Raw genomic sequence first — 22974 nt, forward strand, 5'->3', positions numbered from 1 at the left:
GGTCCGCACCGCGCCGACTGGCCGCGCCGCGCCGTGCCGACCGGCCGGGCGGCGCACGGCCCCCCGGCGGCCAGTCCGGCCCGGCGGAGGACCCGGGGCGCACACGGTCCCCGGCGGCACTCCGTGCCCGAAGAGGCACCCGATCAGGCCCTGGGCGCGTGCCAGGGCCTTCCTCGGGCAGCGCGGGCGGCCTTGACGGACCTTGGTTGACATTGCGCAGCGGCCCTCCTGACGATGTTTCCCGTTGAGTAGATGCACTTTCCAATGAGTGGAAGCAGGAACGGAGCGGTGTATGACGCAAGGAGTGCTCACCACCCGGCCCACCCCGCCTTGCCCGGCGGTGCGGCCACCCGGGGGCGAGCACGCGCTGCCGGGCAGCGCTAGTCTCCCCGGTGCCCCGGCGCTTCGCCCCGGTCCGTGAACGTCCCGTCCGTGAACGTCCCGTCCTTGACCGTCCCGTCCATGACCGTCCCGTCCTTGAACGCCCCCGGCCCGTCCGGGCCTTCACGCGAGAGAAGAAACAGATGAACGTGAGCGCCACCATCGAGGACCTCTACGCGGAGATCCTCCGGCGCAATCCCGGAGAGACGGAGTTCCACCAGGCGGCGGCGGAGGTGCTGCACAGCCTCGAACCGGTGCTCCGGGCGCACCCGGAGTACGTGGACGGCCGAGTGGTGGAGCGCCTGTGCGAGCCCGAGCGACAGCTCATCTTCCGGGTCCCCTGGACCGACGATCACGGTGACATCCAGGTGAACCGGGGCTTCCGGGTGGAGTTCAGCAGCGCGTTGGGGCCGTACAAGGGCGGTTTGCGGTTCCACCCCAGCGTCAATCTGGGCATCGTGAAGTTCCTCGGCTTCGAGCAGATCTTCAAGAACGCGCTGACCGGTCTGGCCATCGGTGGTGGCAAGGGCGGGGCCGACTTCGATCCCAAGGGGCGCTCGGACGGCGAGGTCATGCGGTTCTGCCAGTCCTTCATGACCGAACTCCACCGCCACCTGGGCGAGCACACCGATGTCCCGGCCGGGGACATCGGGGTGGGCACCCGCGAGATCGGCTACCTCTTCGGTCAGTACAAGCGGATCACCAACCGCTTCGAGGCCGGTGTGCTGACCGGCAAGGCGGTCGGCTGGGGCGGCTCCCACGTCCGCACCGAGGCCACCGGCTACGGCACCGTCTACTTCGTCCAGGAGATGCTGGCGACCCGCGACCGGCAGATCGACGGATCCCGGGTGGTCGTCTCGGGGTCCGGGAACGTGGCGCTCTACGCCATCGAGAAGATCCATGCGCTGGGCGGGCGCGTGGTGGCCTGCTCCGACTCCTCCGGCTACCTCGTCGACGAGAACGGCCTGGACCTGGAACTGCTGAAGGAGATCAAGGAGGTGCGCCGGGATCGGATCGAGGTATACGCCGAGGCGCGGCCGACCGCGTCGTTCTCCCGCCGGGGGTCGGTGTTCGACATCCCCTGCGATATCGCGCTGCCGTGTGCCACGCAGAACGAGCTGACTGAACAGAGTGCGGTCGCCCTGGTCAAGAACGGTGTGCTGGCCGTCGCCGAAGGGGCGAACATGCCGTGCACGCCCACGGCGGTCGGGGTCCTGCGGGAGGCGGGTGTGCTCTTCGGTCCCGGCAAGGCCGCCAACGCCGGCGGGGTCGCCACCTCCGCGCTGGAGATGCGGCAGAACGCGTCCCGCGATCAGTGGACCTTCGCGCAGACCGAAGCCCGGCTCGGCGAGGTCATGCGCGACATCCACACCCAGTGCCGTGAGACGGCCGCGCGGTACGGGGACCCGGAGAACTACGTGCTCGGCGCCAACATCGCGGGCTTCCAGCGGACGGCCGAGGCCGTCCTCGCGCAGGGCGTCGTCTGACGCACCACCGGCGCCGCCCGCCCGGTTCCTCGGCCGACGTGCCCACGTGCCGACGTCCCCCAGGGGGCTTCGGCTTGGTCTTCGGCCGATGACCGGGCGGGCGGCCCCAGCCGCCGCACCCGCCGGGCCGCCACACCCGCTGGGCCGAACGGGCCCACCGGATCCGCCAGTCCGCCCGGGGCCGCCGGACCTCACCGGCCTGTCGCACCCGCCAGGCCGTACGGACCCGCCGGACCGCCAGGCCGCAAGGACCGCACGGACCCGCCGGACCCCACGGCCCCGCCGGACCCCACGGCCCCACCGGACCCCACGGCCCCACCGGACCCCACGGCCCCACCGGACCCGCCGAGCCGCCCGCACCCGCCGGGCCGCACGGGCCCACCGGACCCGCCGGGCCGCACGGATCCACTGCACCCGCCGGGCCGCACGCACCCGCCAGGCCGCCCGGACCCGCTGGCTCCGCCAGGCCGCACGGACCCGCCGGACCTCACCGGCCCACCAGACCCGCCAGGCCCGCCGGGCCCACCGGCCCCACCGGGCCCGCCGGGCGAGCGTGACGCATCTGACAGTGCCCGCGGGGGAGTCACCGCGAAGAGGGGTTGTGGGGCCATCGGCCGTCGGATTTACTAGGTCTTCCTAGTACATCACTTTCGGTAACCACTGCTGAGCCGTGGGACGGGGTGTGGCCGCGTCCGCGCAGGGGCGTGTCCGTTCGCTCCCTCCCGCATGGGTACGTGTTCATGCCGCCTCGGCGGCAGTCTGGAGGACGCCTTGTCTGCTTCCGCCCCCGCTGACTCCCTGTACCGCCCGATCCACCCGGTCCGGTTCGTCACGGCCTCCAGCCTCTTCGACGGGCACGACGCGGCGATCAACATCATGCGGCGCATCCTGCAGGCCCAGGGAGCCGAGGTGGTGCACCTCGGGCACAACCGCTCGGTCGACGAGGTGGTGACGGCGGCGCTGGAGGAGGATGTCCAGGGCGTCGCCATCAGCTCCTACCAGGGCGGACACATCGAGTACTTCGAGTACCTGGTGGAGCTGCTGCGCGAGCGGGGCGCCGGACACGTGAAGGTCTTCGGCGGGGGCGGCGGGGTCATCGTCGCGGAGGAGATCGCCCGGCTGTCCCGCGCCGGTGTGCGGATCTTCTCCCCGGAGGACGGCCAGCGCCTCGGCCTGGCCAAGATGATCAACTCCATGGTCGAGGCGTGCGACGCCGCGCTGTGGGACCTGGCCCCGGCCGCCCTGGACGAGGTGCTGGCGGGGGAGAGGCCGGCGCTGGCCCGGCTGCTCACCGGGCTGGAGGCCGGTGCGGTGGCCGAGCCGGAGCTGAGCGTGTTGCGCGAAGCCGCGGCGTCCCACCGGGCACCGGTCCTCGGGATCACCGGCACCGGTGGCTCGGGGAAGTCCTCGCTGACCGACGAACTGGTGCGCCGGCTCTGTACCGACCAGGAGGGCAAGCTCAGGGTCGCGGTGCTGGCGGTGGACCCGACCCGGCGGCGTGGCGGCGGCGCGCTGCTGGGCGACCGGATCCGGATGAACTGCCTGGACGGCGACAAGGTGTTCTTCCGGTCGCTGGCCACCCGTGGCGGACGCGAGATCCCGGTGGGCCTGGCGGACGCCATCGCGGCCTGCCAGGCGGCCGGTTACGACCTGGTGATCGTGGAGACACCGGGCATCGGGCAGGGAGACGCCGCGATCGTCCCGTACGTGGACGTGTCGATGTACGTGATGACGCCCGAGTTCGGCGCGGCCTCCCAGCTGGAGAAGATCGACATGCTCGACTTCGCCGATGTGGTGGCCATCAACAAGTTCGAGCGGCGCGGGGCCAAGGACGCGCTGCGCGACGTGGGCCGCCAACTGGTGCGCAACCGGGAGGCGTTCGGACAGCGGCCGGAGGACATGCCGGTCTTCGGAACCAGCGCCTCGACCTTCAACGACGACGGGGTCACCGCGCTCTACCAGCACCTGCGGGGCCTGTTCGCCGACCGCGGCCTGCCGGTGGGGCCGGGCGCGCTCCCCGAGGTGACGGTGCGGCACTCCAGCGGCGCCGCCCAGGTCGTGCCCCCGTCCCGGGTGCGTTACCTGGCGGAGATCGCCGAGACGGTGCGCGGCTATCACCAGCAGACCGACGTCCTGGCCCGGCAGGCCCGCCGGATCCAGCAGCTGACGGCCGTCCGCGACGAACTCGCCGCCATCGGCGCGAACACCGACGACGTCGGAAAGCTGCTCCGGGACGCGGAGGAAGGCTTCGCGCCGGAGGCGCGCCGAGCGCTGGCCGACTGGCCGCGGACCGTCCGCGACTACTCCGGCGACGAGCTCGTCGTCACCGTCCGCGACCGCGAGCTGCGCACCGCCCTGGTGCGCGAGTCGCTGTCCGGCAACCGGATCCCCCGGGTGGCGCTGCCGCGCTACACCGACCAGGCCGAGCTGCTGCGGTTCCTGCGCTCCGAGAACCTCCCGGGGTTCTTCCCGTTCACCGCCGGGGTGTTCCCGTTCAAGCGGGAGGGCGAGGACCCGGCGCGGATGTTCGCCGGCGAGGGCGATCCGTTCCGCACCAACCGCCGCTTCCACTACCTGTCCGAGGGCAGCGAGGCCACCCGGCTGTCCACCGCCTTCGACTCGGTCACCCTCTACGGCCGCGACCCGGACCCGCGCCCCGACATCTACGGCAAGGTCGGCACCTCGGGGGTGTCGGTGGCGACCCTGGAGGACATGAAGGCGCTCTACGACGGCTTCGACCTGACCGCCCCCACCACCTCGGTGTCCATGACCATCAACGGTCCGGCGCCGACCATCCTCGCCTTCTTCCTCAACACCGCGATCGACCAGCGGCTCGACGCCTACGCCGCCGAGCACGGGCACGCACCGAGCGCCGAGGAGGCCGAGCGGATCCGGGCCGGAGTGCTGCGCAGCGTCCGCGGCACGGTGCAGGCCGACATCCTCAAGGAGGACCAGGGGCAGAACACCTGCCTGTTCTCCACCGAGTTCAGCCTGCGGATGATGGCCGACATCCAGGAGTGGTTCATCGAGCAGGGGGTGCGCAACTTCTACTCGGTGTCCATATCCGGCTACCACATCGCCGAGGCCGGGGCCAATCCGATCAGCCAGCTCGCCTTCACCCTCGCCAACGGCTTCACCTACGTCGAGGCGTACCTCGCCCGTGGCATGCACATCGACGACTTCGCCCCCAACCTGTCGTTCTTCTTCTCCAACGGCATGGACCCGGAGTACTCCGTGCTCGGCCGGGTGGCCCGCCGCATCTGGGCGGTGACCATGCGGGAACGCTACGGCGCCGGTGAACGCGGCCAGAAGCTGAAGTACCACGTGCAGACGTCCGGCCGTTCGCTGCACGCCCAGGAGATGGACTTCAACGACATCCGCACCACCCTGCAAGCGCTGATCGCCATCTACGACAACTGCAACAGCCTGCACACCAACGCCTACGACGAGGCCGTCACCACCCCCACCGAGGACTCGGTGCGCCGTGCGCTCGCCATCCAGCTGATCATCAACCGGGAGTGGGGCCTGGCGATGAACGAGAACCCGCTGCAGGGCTCCTTCATCATCGACGAGCTCACCGATCTGGTGGAGGAGGCGGTGCTGAGCGAGTTCGACCGGATCAGCGAGCGCGGCGGTGTGCTCGGCGCCATGGAGACCGGCTACCAGCGCGGCCGTATCCAGGACGAGTCCATGCTGTACGAGCAGCGCAAGCACGACGGCACCCTGCCCATCATCGGCGTCAACACCTTCCGCCACCCTCACGCCGACACTGAACAGGGCCAGCGGACCGTCGAGCTGGCACGGGCCACGGAGGAGGAGAAGCGGTCCCAGCTGAAGCGGGTCGGCGACTTCCGGGACCGCCACCGTGAGCAGGCGCCCGCCGCCCTGGCCGCGCTCAAGGAGGCCGCCGTCAGCGGCCGGAACGTCTTCGCGGTGCTCATGGACGCCGCCCGGGTCTGCTCCCTCCAGCAGATCACCGAGGCGTTCTTCGAGGTCGGCGGCGAATACCGGCGCAACGTCTGACCGCGGGCCGGGCCGGGCCGGTGACGGCCCGGCCCACGTGGTGCGGGCGGCCCGTGCGGTGCGAGCGGTCCGCGGCGGAGGTCCGGCGCAACTCCGGCTACTGTTCGGGACAGTGGACCCTGCTGTCCGGTACCTGTCCGGTACCTGTCCGGAACGCTGAACCGCGGATGAACGGCCGCAGGTCAGGAGGGGCCGTCAGCCGTGATTGACGACGGCGTATCCGGGGAAGCAGGTAGGCGAGGCGGCCAGGCCACAACGCTCGGACGACCTCCCGCAGGCTGAGTTCTCCCAGGCGTACCGGGTCAATAGATTCCGCTTATGTCTAAGGAAATATGCAGACGATGCCCGCCGGGCCCTTCCTGTGCGCTTCCGGGGCGACGGTGAAGCTAGCATCGGCATTGAGCCAGGCGGTGTAGCCGCCGACGACCTCGATACATGGATTATGAAATCGATGGAGGAGTCTTGGTCGACGCACCGCATCCCCCCGTGGCCCTGCCCACCGAGCGGAGCTGCCCCTTCAATCCTCCGGATGGCTACACCCCCCTGCGCGAGCGGGACAGGATTACCCGCATCAGTTACCCTGGCGGATCGCCCGGCTGGCTCATCACCCGCCATGCCGAAGCGAAGGCGCTGCTCACCCATAAGAGCTTCAGTGCCCGCCAGGAAGGTATAGTCTCGCCTGTCGCCACGGAGTTGCAGTACGACCGCCCGGCCGACCCCGGCGCTTTCGCCAAGACGGACGACCCGGTCCACAGCCACTATCGCAAGATGGTCACCGGCTTTTTCACGGTCCGCCGCACGCGTGACCTGGCGCCAATGATCGAGCGAATCGTGCACGAACAACTCGACGACCTGGAAAAGGCCGGACCGGGTGCCGATCTCGTCGAGATCTTCACCGATTCCGTTCCCGCCCGGGTGATGTGCGAGATGATCGGTGTCCCCGAAGCGGAGCGAAAGAGCCTCCAGCGGCACGTGGAGACGCTCGGCCGGCTCTCCTGCACCGTCCCCGAGGCCCTCGCCGCCGTGTCCGGGATGAGCGGATTCCTGGCCCGCTTCATACCGGCCAGGATGGACGATCCCCGGGACGACATCCTGGGCGACCTGATCCGTGGCGGGCAGCTCGATGAGCAGGAACTCATGGGCATGGCCGCCACGTTGATCACCGGGGCGTTCGACACCACGGGGAACATGCTCGCCATGGGCGTCTACACCCTGCTCGAGCACCCCGACCAGCTGGCCAAGCTCCAGGAGGACCCGGAGCTCATGGGGGGCGCCGTCGAGGAACTCCTCCGCTTCCTCACCATCTCCCACCTCGGGGCCAGCCGGTGGGCCCTGGAGGACGTCGAGTTCGCGGGCCGGACCATCAAGAAGGGCGAAGTGGTCACCGTCGCCCTCCCCGCCGTCAACCGCGACCCCGAGCGCTACGCCGATCCCGACCGGCTCGACATCGCCCGGAAGGACCACGGGCACCTGGCCCTCGGCCACGGCGTCCACCAGTGTCTCGGCCAGCACCTCGCCCGCACCATCCTGAGCGTCGGCTACGAGGCCCTGTTCGACAGGTTCCCCGGGCTCCGACTGGCCGTCCCGGCCGACGAGGTCCCCATGCGCGACGACTTCGTGCACTACGGCCCCAGGGCCCTGCCGGTCACCTGGGACGACTGAACACCCGGCATCCGAGGACTTCTGATCCACCCGGAGGGAGCCCGGGACCTCTGATCCACCCGGGGTCCAGGGCCCTGGGTCCACCCGGGGGCCAGGACCTTTCGATCCCGACAAGACACCGCCGCGTCGGCCGCAGGCACAGCCCGGCCGCGCGGACCCTGGCGAGCCGGCCCGTGAACGGCCCGCCCCTCCCGACCCACAAGGTAGGACTGAGACCCGATGAGGATCACCGCCGACCGTGAGGCGTGCTGCGCGGCAGGTCAGTGCGCGCTCATCGCGCCCGACCTGTTCGACCAGAGCGACGAGGACGGCACCGTCGTTCTGCTCGACGCGCGGCCCGAGGCTGTGCGGCTGGACACCCTGCGAGACGTCGTATCCCGCTGTCCGACCGGCGCTATCCGCCTCGAAGACGACCCCGGCGCGTGAAAAACGCAGCACGAACAGGCGGACTACCAGCAGCCGGAGAACCAACAGCGGCGGAAACCCACAGGAAACAAGAGGGGAACACGGGCCGGGAAACCGGCCCCCGTTGGCATGTCCGGAAACCTCAACCGCGCCCGCGCGGTTTCTAGGGTTTCCCTTACAGACGTGCGGATAGTGTGGCCGGTGTCAGCCTGGCAATGCGTGTGTTGATGATTTCTTAGAACCGTTGCGCTCTCCAGCGAACGACGCGTTAAGTGTGGAGTTTCCGATGCCTGCTGCATCCAACCAGAACAAAGCCGTTGAAGCACTGCGCAAGTCGTTCAAGGAAATCGAGCGGCTCAGGCGTCAGAACCGCCAGCTGATAAGCTCTGCCACCGAGCCCATTGCCATCATCGGTATGGCCTGCCGCTTTCCGGGTGGAGTGAACTCTCCGGAGGCGCTGTGGCACCTGGTGGCCGAAGGCACGGACGCCATCTCGCCCTTCCCCACAAACCGCGGCTGGGACCTGGAAGGGATCTACCATCCGGACCCGGACCACCCGGGAACCAGCTATGTACGCGAAGGCGGTTTCCTCCACGACGCGGACGAATTCGACTCCGCGTTTTTTGGCATCTCGCCCCGTGAGGCGCTCGCCATGGACCCCCAGCAGCGGCTGCTGCTGGAGACGTCCTGGGAGGTCTTCGAGCGGGCGGGCATCGACCCCGCGTCGATGCGCGGCAGCCAGACGGGCGTCTTCACCGGCGCCATGCACACCACCTACGCCTCCGAGGCGGCGCAGGTGCCGGACGAGATCGAGCCCTACCTCCACAACGGGGCCACCACCAGCATCGCATCGGGCCGCGTCTCCTACACCTTCGGGTTCGAAGGCCCCGCGCTGACGGTCGACACCGCGTGCTCTTCGGCGCTGGTCGCCCTGCACCTGGCGGCGCAGGCGCTGCGCCAGGGCGAGTGCTCCATGGCGCTGGTCGGCGGCGCGACGGTCATGGTGAGCCCCAAGGGCTTCGTCACCTTCAGCCGGCAGCGCGGACTGGCCGCCGACGGCCGGTGCAAGGCGTTCGCCGAAGGTGCCGACGGCACCACATGGTCCGAGGGCGTCGGTGTGCTCCTGGTGGAGCGGCTGTCCGACGCGCGGCGCAACGGACACCAGGTGCTGGCGGTCGTACGCGGCTCCTCGGTGAACCAGGACGGCGCGAGCAACGGTCTGACCGCTCCCAACGGTCCCTCACAGCGCCGTGTGATCCGGCAGGCGCTCGAGAACTCCGAGCTGACCGCCGCCCAGATCGACGCGGTGGAGGCGCACGGTACGGGCACGTCGCTGGGCGACCCGATCGAGGCGCAGGCGCTGCTCGCCACCTACGGTCAGGACCGTCCCGAAGGACGGCCGTTGTGGCTGGGCTCGCTGAAGTCGAACCTCGGCCACACCCAGGCCGCGGCCGGTGTGGCCGGGGTCATCAAGATGGTGATGGCGATGCGCCACGGCGTGCTGCCGAAGACCCTGCACGTCGACGCTCCGACCAGCCACGTGGACTGGTCCGAGGGCCAGGTGGAGCTGCTGACCGAGGCGCGGCCGTGGCCGGAGACGGGTGAGCCGCGCCGGGCCGGTGTGTCGTCGTTCGGGGTGAGCGGGACGAACGCGCACGTGATCCTGGAGCAGGCGCCGGAGGCCGAGGCGGAGGAGGTCGCCGAGGCCGAGACCGTCGACGGTCCGCTGGCCTGGCTGGTGTCGGGCAAGACCGGTGCCGCCCTGCGGGCGCAGGCCGGCCGGCTGCGGGAGTTCGTGGCGGAGCGCCCGGAGCTGGCTCCCGCTGATGTGGCGCTGTCCCTGGCGTCGACCAGGTCCGCGTTCGAGCAGCGGGCCGTGGTGATCGGGACCGACCGTGAGGAACTCCTCCAGGGCCTGGAGGCCGTGGCCGAGGGGGCGGAGGCCCCGGGCGTGGTCGGGGGAAGCGACGCGGAGACACCCGGTCGTTCGGTTTTCGTGTTCCCGGGTCAGGGTGCGCAGTGGGTGGGGATGGCGGTGGGGCTGTTGGAGTCCTCGCCGGTGTTCGCCGAGTCGGTGTCCGAGTGCGAGGCGGCTCTGTCGGCGTATGTGGACTGGTCGTTGACCGATGTGCTGCGTGGTGTGGAGGGTGCTCCTGGTTATGACCGGGTGGATGTGGTGCAGCCGGTGTTGTTCGCGGTGATGGTGTCGTTGGCGGGGTTGTGGCGTTCGGTGGGTGTGGAGCCGGATGCGGTGATGGGCCACAGCCAGGGCGAGATCGCCGCGGCCTGCGTCGCGGGCGCGCTCTCGCTCCAGGACGCCGCGAAGGTGGTGGCGTTGCGGTCGCAGGCGATCGCGGCGGGTCTGGCGGGTCGTGGTGGCATGGTGTCGGTCGGGCTTCCGGTGGACCAGGTGCGTGAGCGGATTGCCCGGTGGGGTGGCTCGGTCGAGGTGGCGGCGGTCAACGGCCCCGGCTCGGTGGTGGTGTCGGGCGACCCCGGGGCGCTGGACGAGCTGGTCGCGGAGCTGGAGGGCGAGGAGGTGCGGGTCCGCCGGGTGCCGGTGGACTATGCCTCGCACTCCGCGCATGTGGAGTCGATCCGCGAGGAACTGCTGAAGGTCCTGGCGGACATCGAGCCGCGTTCGTCCCAGGTGCCGTTCTATTCGACGGTGTCCGGCGAGCTGGTGGACACGGCGGGGCTGGACGCGGAGTACTGGTACCGCAACCTGCGGCAGACCGTGGAGCTGGAGTCCACTACCCGCATCCTGCTGAATGACGGCCACACCGTGTTCGTCGAGGTGAGCCCGCATCCGGTGCTGACCCTGCCGGTGCAGCAGACGGTGGAGGCGGCCGAGGCCCAGGCGGTGGTGGTGGGCACGCTGCGGCGTGACGAGGGCGGCCTGGAGCGCTTCCTGACCTCCGCCGCCGAACTGCACGTCAGCGGAGCCGGTGTCGACTGGCCCAAGGTGTTCGAGGGCCGCGGTGCCCGTCGTGTGGAACTGCCGACGTACGCGTTTCAGCGGGAGCGCTTCTGGCTCGATACCCCCGCGGGTGTGGGCGACGTGGGTTCGGTGGGGTTGGGTTCGCTGGGGCATCCGCTGCTGGGCGCCGTGGTGTCGCTGGCCAGTGGTGGCGGGGTGCTGCTGAGCGGCCGGTTGTCGTTGGCCACGCATGGGTGGCTGGCGGATCACGCCGTGCATGGGGTGATGTTGCTGCCGGGGACGGCCTTCGTCGAGCTGGTGGTGCGGGCGGGCGACCAGGTCGGCTGCGGCCGGGTGGAGGAACTGATCCTGGAAGCGCCGCTGATCGTGCCGGAGAAGGGCGGGGTGCAGCTTCAGGTCGAGGTCGGGGAGGCGGACGCGTCCGGTTTCCGCGAGGTCGGTGTGTTCTCGCGGAGGGAGACGGAGGGCGAGGACGCCGCGTGGGTGCGGCACGCCCATGGTGTGCTGGGTGCGGCCGCCCCCGCGTCCGGGGTCTCGTTCGACTTCGGGGTGTGGCCTCCGGCGGGTGCCGAGGTCGCGGACGTGGCGGGTGAGTATGAGCGGGCGGCGGAGAACGGGCTGCGGTACGGGCCCGTTTTCCAGGGGCTGGAGCGTGCCTGGCGGCGTGGTGACGAGGTGTTCGCCGAGGTGGCGCTCCCGGAGCAGGAGCGGGAGCGGGCGGCGGAGTTCGGTCTGCACCCGGCCTTGTTCGACGCGGCGCTGCACGCGATGGGCGTGAGTGAGGGGCTGACGGGCGGTTCGGGGAGCCTGCTGCCGTTCTCCTGGCGCGGGTTCTCCCTGGAGGCGGTGGGCGCGACGGCGCTGCGGGTGCGGCTGGCCCCGGCGGACTCCGCGACGGATGCGGTGTCGGTGCAGGTGGGGGACGAGTCGGGGCGTGTGGTGGCCTCCGTCGAGTCGCTGGTGCTGCGGCCGGTTGATGCCGGTCAGCTGAACGCCGCGGGCGGGGTGGCGCAGGAGGCGCTGTTCCGGGTGGAGTGGGTGCCGGTGCCCGGTGCCCTGGTTCAGGGCGGGGGCGAGGCGACGGCTGAGGTCGTGCGGGTGGTTTCGGGCGGTTCCGATGTGGTGGCGGAGGTGTACGAGCGGGTCTTCGAGGTGGTGCAGCGGGCCCAGGCGTGGATTGCCGATGATGGCTCGGTGGGTCAGCGGCTTGTCGTGGTGACCCGTGGCGCCGTGGACGCGGGTGAGGGTGCGGCGGGTGTGCAGGATCTGGCGGGGGCCGCGGTGTGGGGCCTGGTGCGGTCGGCGCAGTCGGAGAATCCGGGGCGCGTGGTGCTGCTGGACACCGATGACCTGGATGGGGTGGCCGGCGTTCTTCCCCTGGTACTGGCCTCGGGGGAGGCACAGGTGGTGGTGCGCTCGGGTGAGGTCCGCGTGCCGCGTCTGGGCCGGGTGGTGCCGGGGGCGGGCGGTGCCGAGTCGGAGGTGTTCGGTTCCGGCGCGGTGTTGGTGACCGGTGGTACGGGTGTTCTGGGTGGGGTGGTGGCTCGGCATCTGGTGGCCCGGCACGGCGTCGGGAAGCTGGTGTTGATGTCCCGCCGTGGCGCGGAGGCGGACGGGGCGGCCGAGCTGCGGGCGGAGTTGGCGGCGGCGGGGGCCGAGGTGCTGATCGTGGCGTGTGACGCCGCGGACCGTGAGGCGCTTTCCGGGGTGCTGTCGGGGCTGCCGGAGGGCTTCGGCCTGAGTGGTGTGGTGCATGCGGCGGGTGTGCTCGACGACGGGTTGTTCACGTCGCTGACCCGTGAGCGGATCGAGCCGGTGCTGCGGGCGAAGGTGGACGCGGCGTGGAACCTGCACGAGCTGACCGAGGGGATGGGCCTGTCGGCGTTCGTGCTGTTCTCTTCCGCCACGGGTGTTCTGGGGGGTGCGGGGCAGAGCAATTACGCGGCGGCGAATGTGTTCCTGGACGGTCTGGCGTCGTGGCGCCGGGCTCAGGGGCTGCCGGGTGTGTCGATGGCGTGGGGTCTGTGGGCCGAGGCCAGCGGCATGACCGGACACCTCGGCGAGGACGACATCGAGCGGATATCCCGCTCGGGCCTGACCCCACTGGCCACGGACGAGGGGCTGGAGCTGTTCGACGCGGCGCTGGTCTCGGACCCGGCGGTCCAGGTGGCGGTGCGGCTGGACATCCCGGCGCTGCGTGCGCGGGGCGCCGAACTCCCCGCCCTCTTCCGCACCGTCGTGCCGGGCATGACGGTCCGTCGTGTCGCGGGCGCCGGTGCCGCGGACGTGGACGACGTCTCCGCCCGCCTGCGCCGGCGGCTGATGAGCATGTCCGAGGCGGATCAGGAGCGGTTCCTGCTCGAGGAGCTGATCCGCGTCCAGGTGGCCGCTGCCCTGGGACACGCGACGTCGGACACCGTCGAGGTGGGACGGCCCTTCAAGGAACTGGGCTTCGACTCGCTCACCGCCGTGGAACTGCGGAACCGGCTGAGTGCGGAAACGGGTCTGCGTCTCCCGGCGACGCTCGTCTTCGACTACCCGAACCCGACGGTGCTGGCGGGCCATCTGCGTGCGGAGATTCTCGGGTCCCCGGACACGGCCGCCGTGGCACCGGCGGCGGGCGGAGCCGACGGGGCCCCGGCGCGCACCGACGACGAGCCGATCGCGATCGTGGCCATGAGCTGCCGTTTCCCCGGTGGGGTGGGGACCCCCGAGGAGCTGTGGCGGCTGGTGATGGCGGGCACCGATGCCACGTCGTCGCTCCCGTCCAACCGTGGCTGGGACCTGGAGTCGACGTACCACCCGGACCCCTCGCGGGAGGGCACGCACTACGTCCGCAACGGTGGCTTCCTCTACGAGGCGGACCAGTTCGACCCGGCGTTCTTCGGGATCTCGCCGCGTGAGGCGCTGTCGATGGACCCGCAGCAGCGACTGCTGCTGGAGGCGTCGTGGGAGGCGTTCGAGCGGGCCGGTATCGCTCCGGAGACGGCGAAGGGGAGCCGGACCGGCGTGTTCGTCGGCGTCGTCTACAACGACTACGGCACGCGTCTGCAGGGGAACGCCCCCGAAGGCTTCGAGGGCTACCTCGGCACCGGCAGCGCGGGCAGCGTGGCCTCGGGCCGGATCTCCTACACCCTGGGTCTGGAGGGCCCTGCCGTGACGGTGGACACCGCGTGCTCGTCCTCGCTGGTCGCGCTGCACCTGGCGGTCCAGGCGCTGCGCCAGGGTGAGTGCGACATGGCGCTGGCCGGTGGTGCGACGGTGATGTCCACACAGGTCGGGCTGGTGGACTTCAGCCGTCAGCGCGCGCTGTCGGTGGACGGCAGGTGCAAGGCGTTCAGCGATCGCGCCGACGGCTTCGGATTCGCCGAGGGCGTCGGGCTGCTGCTCGTGGAGCGGCTGTCGGACGCCAGGCGCAACGGGCACCAGGTGCTGGCCCTCGTCCGGGGTTCGGCGGTCAACCAGGACGGTTCGACCAACGGCCTGACCGCCCCGAACGGCCCGTCTCAGCAGCGGGTGATCCGCGCCGCGCTGGCGAACGCCCGGCTGTCGGCGGCCGAGGTGGACGCGGTCGAGGCCCATGGCACCGGCACCAAGCTGGGCGATCCCATCGAGGCGCAGGCCCTGCTGGCCACCTACGGCCAGGACCGGCCCGCGGACCAGCCGGTGTGGCTGGGCTCGGTGAAGTCGAACATCGGCCATGCGCAGGCGGCAGCCGGCGTGGCCGGTGTCATCAAGATGGTGATGGCGATACGGCATGGCGCGCTGCCGAAGACGCTGCACGTCGACGAGCCGTCGTCGCATGTGGACTGGTCCGCGGGCGGCGTGCGCCTGCTGACGGAGGAGACGCCCTGGCCGGAGACGGGGCGGCCGCGGCGCGCGGCGGTCTCCTCCTTCGGGATGAGTGGCACCAACGCCCACACCGTGCTGGAACAGGCCCCGCTCGACGACGCTCCCAGCCGTGCCACCGAGGACGACGCACCCGCCGCGGAACCGCAGGAGATCACGCCTTGGGTGATCTCCGGACGGTCGGAGACCGCGGTCGAGGCGCAGGCGGAGCGGCTGCTGGCGTATGTGCGCGAGCGTCGCGACGTCTCGCCCGCCGACATCGGACTGTCGTTGGCGACCACGCGCAGTGTGTTCGAACACCGCGCGGTGGTGCTGGCGGGCGACGGGGACGGTCTCGACAGCGGCCTGGAAGCGTTGGCCCAGGGGCGTACGGCACCCGGTGTGGTCCGGGGGCCGGCAGCCGCTCGGGACCGCGCGGTGCTTGTCTTCCCTGGTCAGGGGTCGCAGTGGGTGGGGATGGCGGCGGGGCTGCTGGAGTCCTCGCCGGTGTTCGCGGAACGGATCGGTGAGTGCGCGGCGGCGTTGGCGCCGTTCGTGGACTGGCCGCTCGCGGAGGTGCTGCGGGGCGGTGAGGGCGCTGCCGAGGCGTTGGAGCGGGTGGATGTGGTGCAGCCGGCGCTGTGGGCGGTGATGGTGTCGCTGGCGGAGCTGTGGCGTTCCTACGGTGTGCAGCCCGCGGCGGTCATCGGCCACTCCCAGGGCGAGATCGCGGCGGCGTGTGTGGCGGGTGCGCTGTCGTTGGAGGACGCCGCGAAGGTGGTGGCGTTGCGGAGCAAGGCGCTGCGGGCGTTGTCGGGGCGTGGGGGCATGGTGTCGGTGTCGTTGCCGGTGGAGGAGGTGCGGGAGCGGCTGGCCCGGTGGGGTGAGCGGTTGTCGGTGGCGGCGGTGAACGGGCCCTCGGCGGTGGTGGTCTCCGGCGACGCCGACGCGCTGGACGAGCTGCTGGAGGTCTGCGAGGGCGAGGGGATCAGGGCGCGTCGGGTCCCCGTGGACTACGCCTCCCACTGCGCCCACGTCGAGGCCATCGAGGACGAGCTTCAGCAGATCCTCGCGGGAATCGCCCCGCGCTCCTCGTCGGTGCCGTTCTATTCGACGGTGACCGGCGGGGTGGTGGATACGGCCGGTCTGGACGCCGGGTACTGGTACCGGAACCTCCGTCAGACGGTGCGCTTCGACGAGACCGTCCGTGTCCTGCTGGCCGACGGTTTCCAGGTGTTCATCGAGGCCAGTGCCCATCCGGTGCTCACCATGGGGGTGGAGCAGACGGCCGAGGACCAGGCCACTCAGGTCACCGTCGTGGGGTCGCTGCGCCGTGCGGAAGGTGGCCTGGAGCGTTTTCTGACCTCCCTGGCCGAGGCGTATGTGGGCGGTGTGTCCGTCGACTGGGCGGGGATGTTCGCCGGAACGGCGGCCAGGCGCGTGGAGCTGCCGACGTATGCCTTCCAGCGCGCGCGCTTCTGGCTGGACACCGAAGCCAATGACGCCGGGGATGTGGCGTCGGTGGGACTGGACTCGGCCGGACATCCGTTGCTGGGCGCCGCCGTCCCGCTGCCCGACTCCGACGGGTTCCTGCTGACCGGTCGGCTGTCGCTCCGCACCCATCCCTGGCTCGCCGACCACGCGGTGCTGGGCCGGGTCATCCTGCCCGGTACGGCGTTCGTCGAGCTGGCATCGCGGGCCGGTGACGCGGTCGGTTGCGACCGGTTGGAGGAGCTGACCCTGGAGGCGCCCCTGGTGCTGCCCGAGGAGGGGGCGGTCCAGGTGCAGCTGGTCGTGAGCGGACCCCAGCCGGACGGGCAGCGCGAGTTCGGCGTGTACGCCCGCCGTGGCGACGTTCCGAACGCGCCGTGGACGTGCCATGCGAAGGGCATGCTGGCCCTGGCGTCCGCCGCGGGCGGGGCGATCGGCCCGGTGGACCTGACGGCATGGCCGCCGGCGGGGGCGGAAGCGGTCGAGACCGCCGGCTTCTACCAGGACGTGGCGGCCACCGGGCTGGCGTACGGACCGGTGTTCCGGGGGCTGCGTGCCGTCTGGCGCAAGGGCGACGAGGTCTTCGCGGAGGTGGCGCTGCCGGAGGAGTCGCGGGCGGAGGCCGCCCGGTTCGGGCTGCACCCCGCGCTGCTCGACACGGCGCTGCACGCCTGGCTGGTGTGCGCCGCCGCGGAGGGGGACGGGAGCGCGGACGGGATCCGGCTGCCGTTCGTCTGGAGCGGTGTGTCGCTGTACGCCACCGGCGCGACGTCCCTGCGGGTACGGCTGGCCCGCACGGGAGCGGACGGAATGTCCGTGCTGGTGGCCGACGCCGCCGGTACGCCGGTGGCGACGGCGGACGCGCTGGTCACCCGGCCGGTCTCGGAAGCACAGCTCGCGTCGTCCGCCGACGACGAGTCGCTGTACCGGGTGGAGTGGGTCGCGGCCCCCGCCGCCGGCACCGCGCCCGCCACCGACCGCTGCGCGGTAGCCGGACCGGACGCCTTCGGCCTGGCCAGGGCGTTGAAGGCGGCCGACGGGTCGGTGGACGAACACGCCGACCTGGCCGCTCTCGCGGAACATGTGCGATCGGGCGCTCCCCTGCCGGACCTGGTGTTCGTCACGGTGTCCTCCGACCCCGGCGAGGACGTCGTCCCGGCCACGCGGGCGGTGGCCCACCGGGCCCTGGACACGGTGCGGGCCTGGCTGGCGGAGGACGGGTTCGCCGAGGCACGGCTGGTGCTCGTCACCCGGGGCGCGATGGCGACCGAGGACGGCGCGGACCCGCGTGACCTGGCGGCCGCCCCGGTATGGGGGCTGGTGCGGTCAGCGCAGGCCGAGCATCCGGACCGGTTCGTCCTGCTGGACGTGGACGGCGCCGAGGCATCGCTCGCCGTGGTGCACCAGGCGGTGTCCACCGGGGAACCGCAGCTCGCCGTGCGCGGTGCCGAGGTACTGGTGCCACGTCTGGCCGCCGGCACCGCGAGCGGTGTGCTGACGCCACCGGACGGTGCGCAGGCGTGGCGGCTGGAGACCTCCGGGGCGGGCACGCTGGAGGGGCTGACCCTGGCCACGGCCACCGACGCCACCGGCGAACTCGGCGAACACGAGGTACGCGTCGCCGTACGTGCCACGGGCCTGAACTTCCGCGACGTCCTCATCTCCCTGGGCATGTACCCGGGTCAGGCCCCGATGGGGGGCGAGGGGGCCGGTGTGGTCGTGGCCACCGGTCCCGGCGTGGCCTCCCTCGCCGTCGGCGACCGGGTGATGGGGCTGTGGTCCGGTGGCTTCGGGCCGTTGACCGTGGTGGACCACCGCACCCTGGTGCGGATCCCGGACGGCTGGTCCTTCACCGAGGCAGCGTCCGTCCCCGTCGTGTTCGTGACGGCTCTGTACGCGCTGCGGGAGCTGGCGGACCTGCGGCGCGGTGAATCGCTGCTGGTCCATTCCGCCGCCGGTGGTGTGGGGATGGCGGCGGTACAGCTGGCACGGGCCTGGGGCGTCGAGGTGTTCGCGACCGCGAGCGAGGCCAAGTGGGACGTCCTGCGCGGCCTCGGGCTGGACGAGGCGCATATCGCGTCGTCGCGGACGCTGGAGTTCGAGGAGCGGTTCAGGGAGTCCTCGGCCGGTCGTGGGGTGGATGTCGTCCTGGACTCCCTGGCCGGTGAGTTCGTCGACGCGTCGCTGCGGCTGCTCGGCGAGGGCGGGCGCTTCATCGAGATGGGCAAGACGGATGTGCGGTCCGCCGACGAGGTGGCCGCGGCCCGTCCGGGCGTGCTGTACCGGGCGTTCGACCTGGCGGAGGCGGGCTTCGAACGGATCGGGGAGATGCTCGCGGAGATCGTGGCCCTCTTCGAGCGCGGTGTGCTGGAGCCGCTGCCCGCACGGGTGTGGGATGTGCGCAGGGCCCCCGAGGCGTACCGGTTCATGAGCCAGGCGCGCCATGTGGGCAAGCTGGTGCTGAGCGTTCCGGCCACGCTGGACCCGGAGGGGACCGTACTGATCACCGGTGCCGGCGGTGTCCTGGGCGGACTGATCGCCCGGCATCTGGTGGCGGAGCACGGCATCCGCCGGCTGCTGCTGGTCGGCCGCCGTGGCCGCGCGGCCGGGAGCATGGCGGAGCTCGAAGCGGAGCTGACCGGCCTGGGGGCCTCGGTCACGGTCGCCGCCTGCGATGTCGCCGACCGCGACGCGCTGGCGGAACTGCTGGCGGGACTGCCCGATGGACACGGACTGACCGGTGTGGTCCACGCCGCGGGCATCCTGGACGACGGCACGGTGACCTCGCTGACCCCGGAGCGGCTCGACGCGGTGCTGCGCGCCAAGGTCGACGGGGCGTGGCATCTGCACGAGCTGACGCGCCGTTTCGATGTGGCCATGTTCGCCCTGTTCTCGTCGGCCGCCGGTGTCCTGGGCTCCGCGGGACAGGCCAACTACGCCGCCGCCAACACGTTCCTGGACGGACTGGCCCAGCGGCGCCGGGCGATGGGCCTGCCCGGAGTGTCGCTCGCGTGGGGCCTGTGGGCCGAGCGCTCCGGGATGACCGGACATCTGGGCGAGGCGGACCTCTCCCGGATGACCCGGGGCGGACTGGTGCCGTTCAGCTCCGAGGAGGGGCTGCGGCTGTTCGACACGGCCGGCCGGCTGGCCGAGGGCGTGGTGGTACCCGCGCGGCTCGACCTCGGCCACCTGGCGGCCGACACCACGCCGGTGCCCCCGTTGCTCAACGGACTCGTCCGGCGGGCCGTCCCGCAGCGGCGTGCCTCGGTTCAGGAAGGCCCCGGTGAGCAGGAGGCGCCGCTGGCGCGGCGGCTGGCCGGGCTCGGCCCGGTGGAGCGGCGGCGGACGCTGCTGCGTCTGGTCCAGGAGCACGCCGCCACGGTCCTCGGCCACGGGACGGCGTCGGCGGTGGCCACCGACCGCGGTTTTCTGGAGCTGGGCTTCGACTCGCTCACCGCGGTCGAGCTGCGCAACAGGCTGAACGCGGCCACCGGGCTGCGGCTGCCCGCGACCCTCATCTTCGACTACCCGACCCCCGCCGCGATGGCCGGGCACCTGGACGCGGAGATCGCTCCGGCGGCGGCGGGCGACGTCCCCGACGTGGCCGCCGAACTCGACCGGTTGGAAGCCGCGTTGCGCGGCACGGACGCGGCGGCCGACGACGACACCCGGGCGATGGTGGCCGGCCGGCTGAAGCGCCTGCTGTCCCAGTGGGACGGCGGCCGTGGCGGCCCGGCACCGGAGGGCCCGGCCGGCGGTCCGGCCCATGGCTCCGGCGATGCGGACGACGTCGCCGACCACCTGGAGACGGCGGCGGCCGACGAGCTCTTCGCCTTCATCGACCAGGAGTTCGGGACGTCGTGACCAGACCAGCGGTCGCCACCACGGCGCACCCCCGATGCCACCCCACCTGCCCGCCGACCACCCCGCTCCCGAAGCGCGACCCCGAGAGGTTCTGATGTCGGAACAAGAAAAGCTGCTCGGTTACCTCCGGCGGGTGACGGCTGATCTGCACCAGACGCGGCAGCGCCTGCAGGACGTGGAGTCCGCGGCCCGCGAGCCGGTCGCGATCGTCGGGATGAGCTGCCGCTTCCCCGGCGGGGTGAACTCGCCCGAGGAGTTCTGGCGGCTGCTGAGCGGAGCCGAGGACGCCATCGCCCCGTTCCCCGACGACCGCGGCTGGGATCTCGGCTCGCTCTACGACGCGGACCCCGACCGGTCGGGCACCTCCTATGCGCGGGAGGGTGGATTCCTCTACGACGTCGGCGACTTCGACGCCGACTTCTTCGGCATCTCACCGCGTGAGGCGCTGGCGATGGACCCCCAGCAGCGGCTGCTGCTGGAGACCTCGTGGGAGGCCATCGAGCGGGCGGGCATCGATCCGGCCTCGCTCCGGGGCAGCCGGTCCGGAGTCTTCGTCGGCGCGGTGGCCCCCGATTACGGGCCGCGGGTGCACGAGGCCCCCGACGGGGTCGAGGGCCACCTGGTGACCGGCAGTGCCATCAGCGTGGTGTCCGGGCGCGTGGCCTACACCCTGGGCCTGGAGGGGCCGGCCGTCTCGGTGGACACTGCGTGTTCCTCCTCGCTGGTCGCTCTGCACCTGGCGGTACAGGCCCTGCGCCAGGGAGAGTGCTCCCTCGCGCTGGCCGGTGGTGTCACCGTCATGGCCACGCCCGGCACGTTCGTCGGCTTCAGCCGGCAGCGCGGGCTCGCGGCGGACGGCCGGTGCAAGCCCTTCGCGGCGGCGGCCGACGGTTTCGGGCCCGCCGAGGGTGTCGGCATGCTGTTCCTGGAGCGGCTCTCCGACGCCCAGCGCAACGGGCACCCGGTGCTGGCCGTCGTCCGGGGCACGGCGACCAACCAGGACGGTGCGAGCAGTGCGCTGTCCGCCCCCAACGGCCCGTCCCAGCAGCGAGTGATCCGCCAGGCGCTCGCCAACGCCGGCCTCACGGCCGGGCAGGTGGACGCCGTGGAGGCGCACGGGACGGGTACGAAACTGGGCGACCCGATCGAGGCGCAGGCGCTGATGGCCACGTACGGCCGTGAGCGTGCCGCGGATCAGCCGCTGCTGCTGGGGTCGGTCAAGTCGAACATCGGACACACGCAGGCGGCGGCCGGTGTGGCCGGTGTGATGAAGATGGTGCTGGCGATGCGGCACGGTGTGCTGCCCCCCACCTTGCACATCGACGAGCCGTCCCCGCACGTGGACTGGTCGGTGGGCACCCTCGCACTGCTCACCGAGGCCACCGCGTGGCCCGAGGGCGAGGAGCCGCGCCGGGCAGGTGTGTCCTCGTTCGGCATCAGCGGCACCAACGCCCACGCCATCATCGAGCAGGCGCCGCCACCACCGTCCGGCGCCGATGCGGCGGAGGAGGCCCGGACGCCGCTGCCGCTCGTCCCCTGGCCGTTGTCGGGCACGTCCGAGGCCGCGCTGCGCGCCCAGGCCACGCGCCTGCTGGACCACGTGGAGCGGCACCCGGAGGTCGCGGCGGAGGACATCGGACTGTCCCTGGCCACCACCCGGACCGCCTTCGATCACCGTGCGGTCGTGCTGGCCCCGGACCGCGCGGAGGCGGTACGGGCCCTGGCGGATCACCTCGCCGGCCGGGGCACCTCCGGACTGGTCGAAGGCGTCGCCAGGCGCAGTGCCGGGGTCGCGTTCGTCTTCCCCGGCCAGGGGTCGCAGTGGGTGGGGATGGCGGCCGGGCTGCTGGAGTCCTCGCCGGTGTTCGCCCGGCGGATCGACGAGTGCGCGGCGGCACTGACGCCGCATGTGGACTGGTCACTGGTGGAGGTGTTGCGCGGCGGGGAGAGCGCCGCGTCCGCGTTGGAGCGCGTGGAGGTGGTGCAGCCCGCCCTGTTCGCGGTGATGGTGTCGCTGGCGGAGCTGTGGCGCTCGTACGGCGTGGAGCCCGCGGCGGTCATCGGCCACTCCCAGGGCGAGATCGCGGCGGCGTGCGTGGCCGGCGCGTTGTCGCTTCAGGACGCCGCGAAGGTGGTGGCCCTGCGCAGCCAGGCGCTGCGGGTGCTGTCCGGGCGCGGTGGCATGGTGTCGGTTGCGCTGCCCGTGGACCGCGTACGGGAACGGCTCGCGGCATGGGGCGAGCGGCTGTCGGTGGCGGCGGTGAACGGGCCCTCGGCGGTCGTCGTCTCCGGCGACGCCGACGCGCTGGACGAGTTGCTGACGGCGTGCGCGGCGGAGGAGGTCCGGGCGCGCCGCATCCCCGTGGACTACGCCTCGCACTGCGCCCACGTCGAGAGCCTCGAAGCGGAGATCCGGCGCACCCTCGCCGGGATCGCTCCGCGCTCCTCCTCGGTGCCGTTCTACTCGACCGTCACCGGCGATGTGCTGGACACCACGGAGCTGGACGCCGACTACTGGTACCGCAATCTGCGCGGGACAGTGCGTTTCGACGAGACCGTACGGGTGCTCCTCGGCGAGGGCTTCCAGACGTTCGTGGAGGCCAGCCCGCATCCGGTGCTGACCGTGGGCATCGAGCAGACGGCTGACGACTGCGGCACCCCCGTGGCGGCCATCGGCTCGCTGCGCCGTGACGAAGGCGGCCTGGAGCGGTTCCTGACCTCCCTGGCCGAGGCCCACGCCGGCGGCATCACCGTCGACTGGCGGACGGTGTTCGCCGGGACCGGTGCGCACCCCGTCGACCTGCCCACCTACGCCTTCCAGCGCCAGCGGTACTGGCTGGACGCCGGCCCGGCGGCCGAGGCGGCCACCGGTGACGGCTTGAGCGCGGACGC

Annotated in this window: 6 protein-coding genes; all 6 read left to right on the plus strand. The window is 71.9% G+C overall.

What is annotated here, in order from left to right:
• Window positions 1–524: 524 nt before the first annotated feature.
• Window positions 525–1868: an NADP-specific glutamate dehydrogenase gene (gene gdhA / locus AXW62_RS16885; RefSeq protein WP_060945262.1), complete on the plus strand. Its 1344-nt coding sequence runs from the start codon at window positions 525–527 to the stop codon at window positions 1866–1868.
• 771 nt (window positions 1869–2639) lie between these two features.
• On the plus strand, window positions 2640–5891 hold the full coding sequence (icmF, locus tag AXW62_RS16890; RefSeq protein WP_060945263.1) for a fused isobutyryl-CoA mutase/GTPase IcmF: 3252 nt from the start codon (window positions 2640–2642) through the stop codon (window positions 5889–5891).
• Between the two features lie 462 nt (window positions 5892–6353).
• Window positions 6354–7553, plus strand: coding sequence for a cytochrome P450 (locus tag AXW62_RS16895; protein WP_252368631.1), 1200 nt, complete (start codon window positions 6354–6356; stop codon window positions 7551–7553).
• Window positions 7554–7772: 219 nt separating this feature from the next.
• Complete coding sequence (locus AXW62_RS16900; RefSeq protein WP_060945264.1) at window positions 7773–7979, plus strand: ferredoxin; 207 nt, start codon at window positions 7773–7775, stop codon at window positions 7977–7979.
• Window positions 7980–8244: 265 nt separating this feature from the next.
• Window positions 8245–20082: a type I polyketide synthase gene (locus tag AXW62_RS16905; protein WP_060945265.1), complete on the plus strand. Its 11838-nt coding sequence runs from the start codon at window positions 8245–8247 to the stop codon at window positions 20080–20082.
• 94 nt (window positions 20083–20176) lie between these two features.
• Window positions 20177–22974, plus strand: a 2798-nt coding sequence (locus AXW62_RS16910; RefSeq protein WP_159060892.1) for a type I polyketide synthase, incomplete at its 3' end; no start/stop codon positions are given.

Source organism: Streptomyces hygroscopicus subsp. hygroscopicus (assembly GCF_001553455.1).
Taxonomy (GTDB): Bacteria; Actinomycetota; Actinomycetes; order Streptomycetales; family Streptomycetaceae; genus Streptomyces; species Streptomyces hygroscopicus.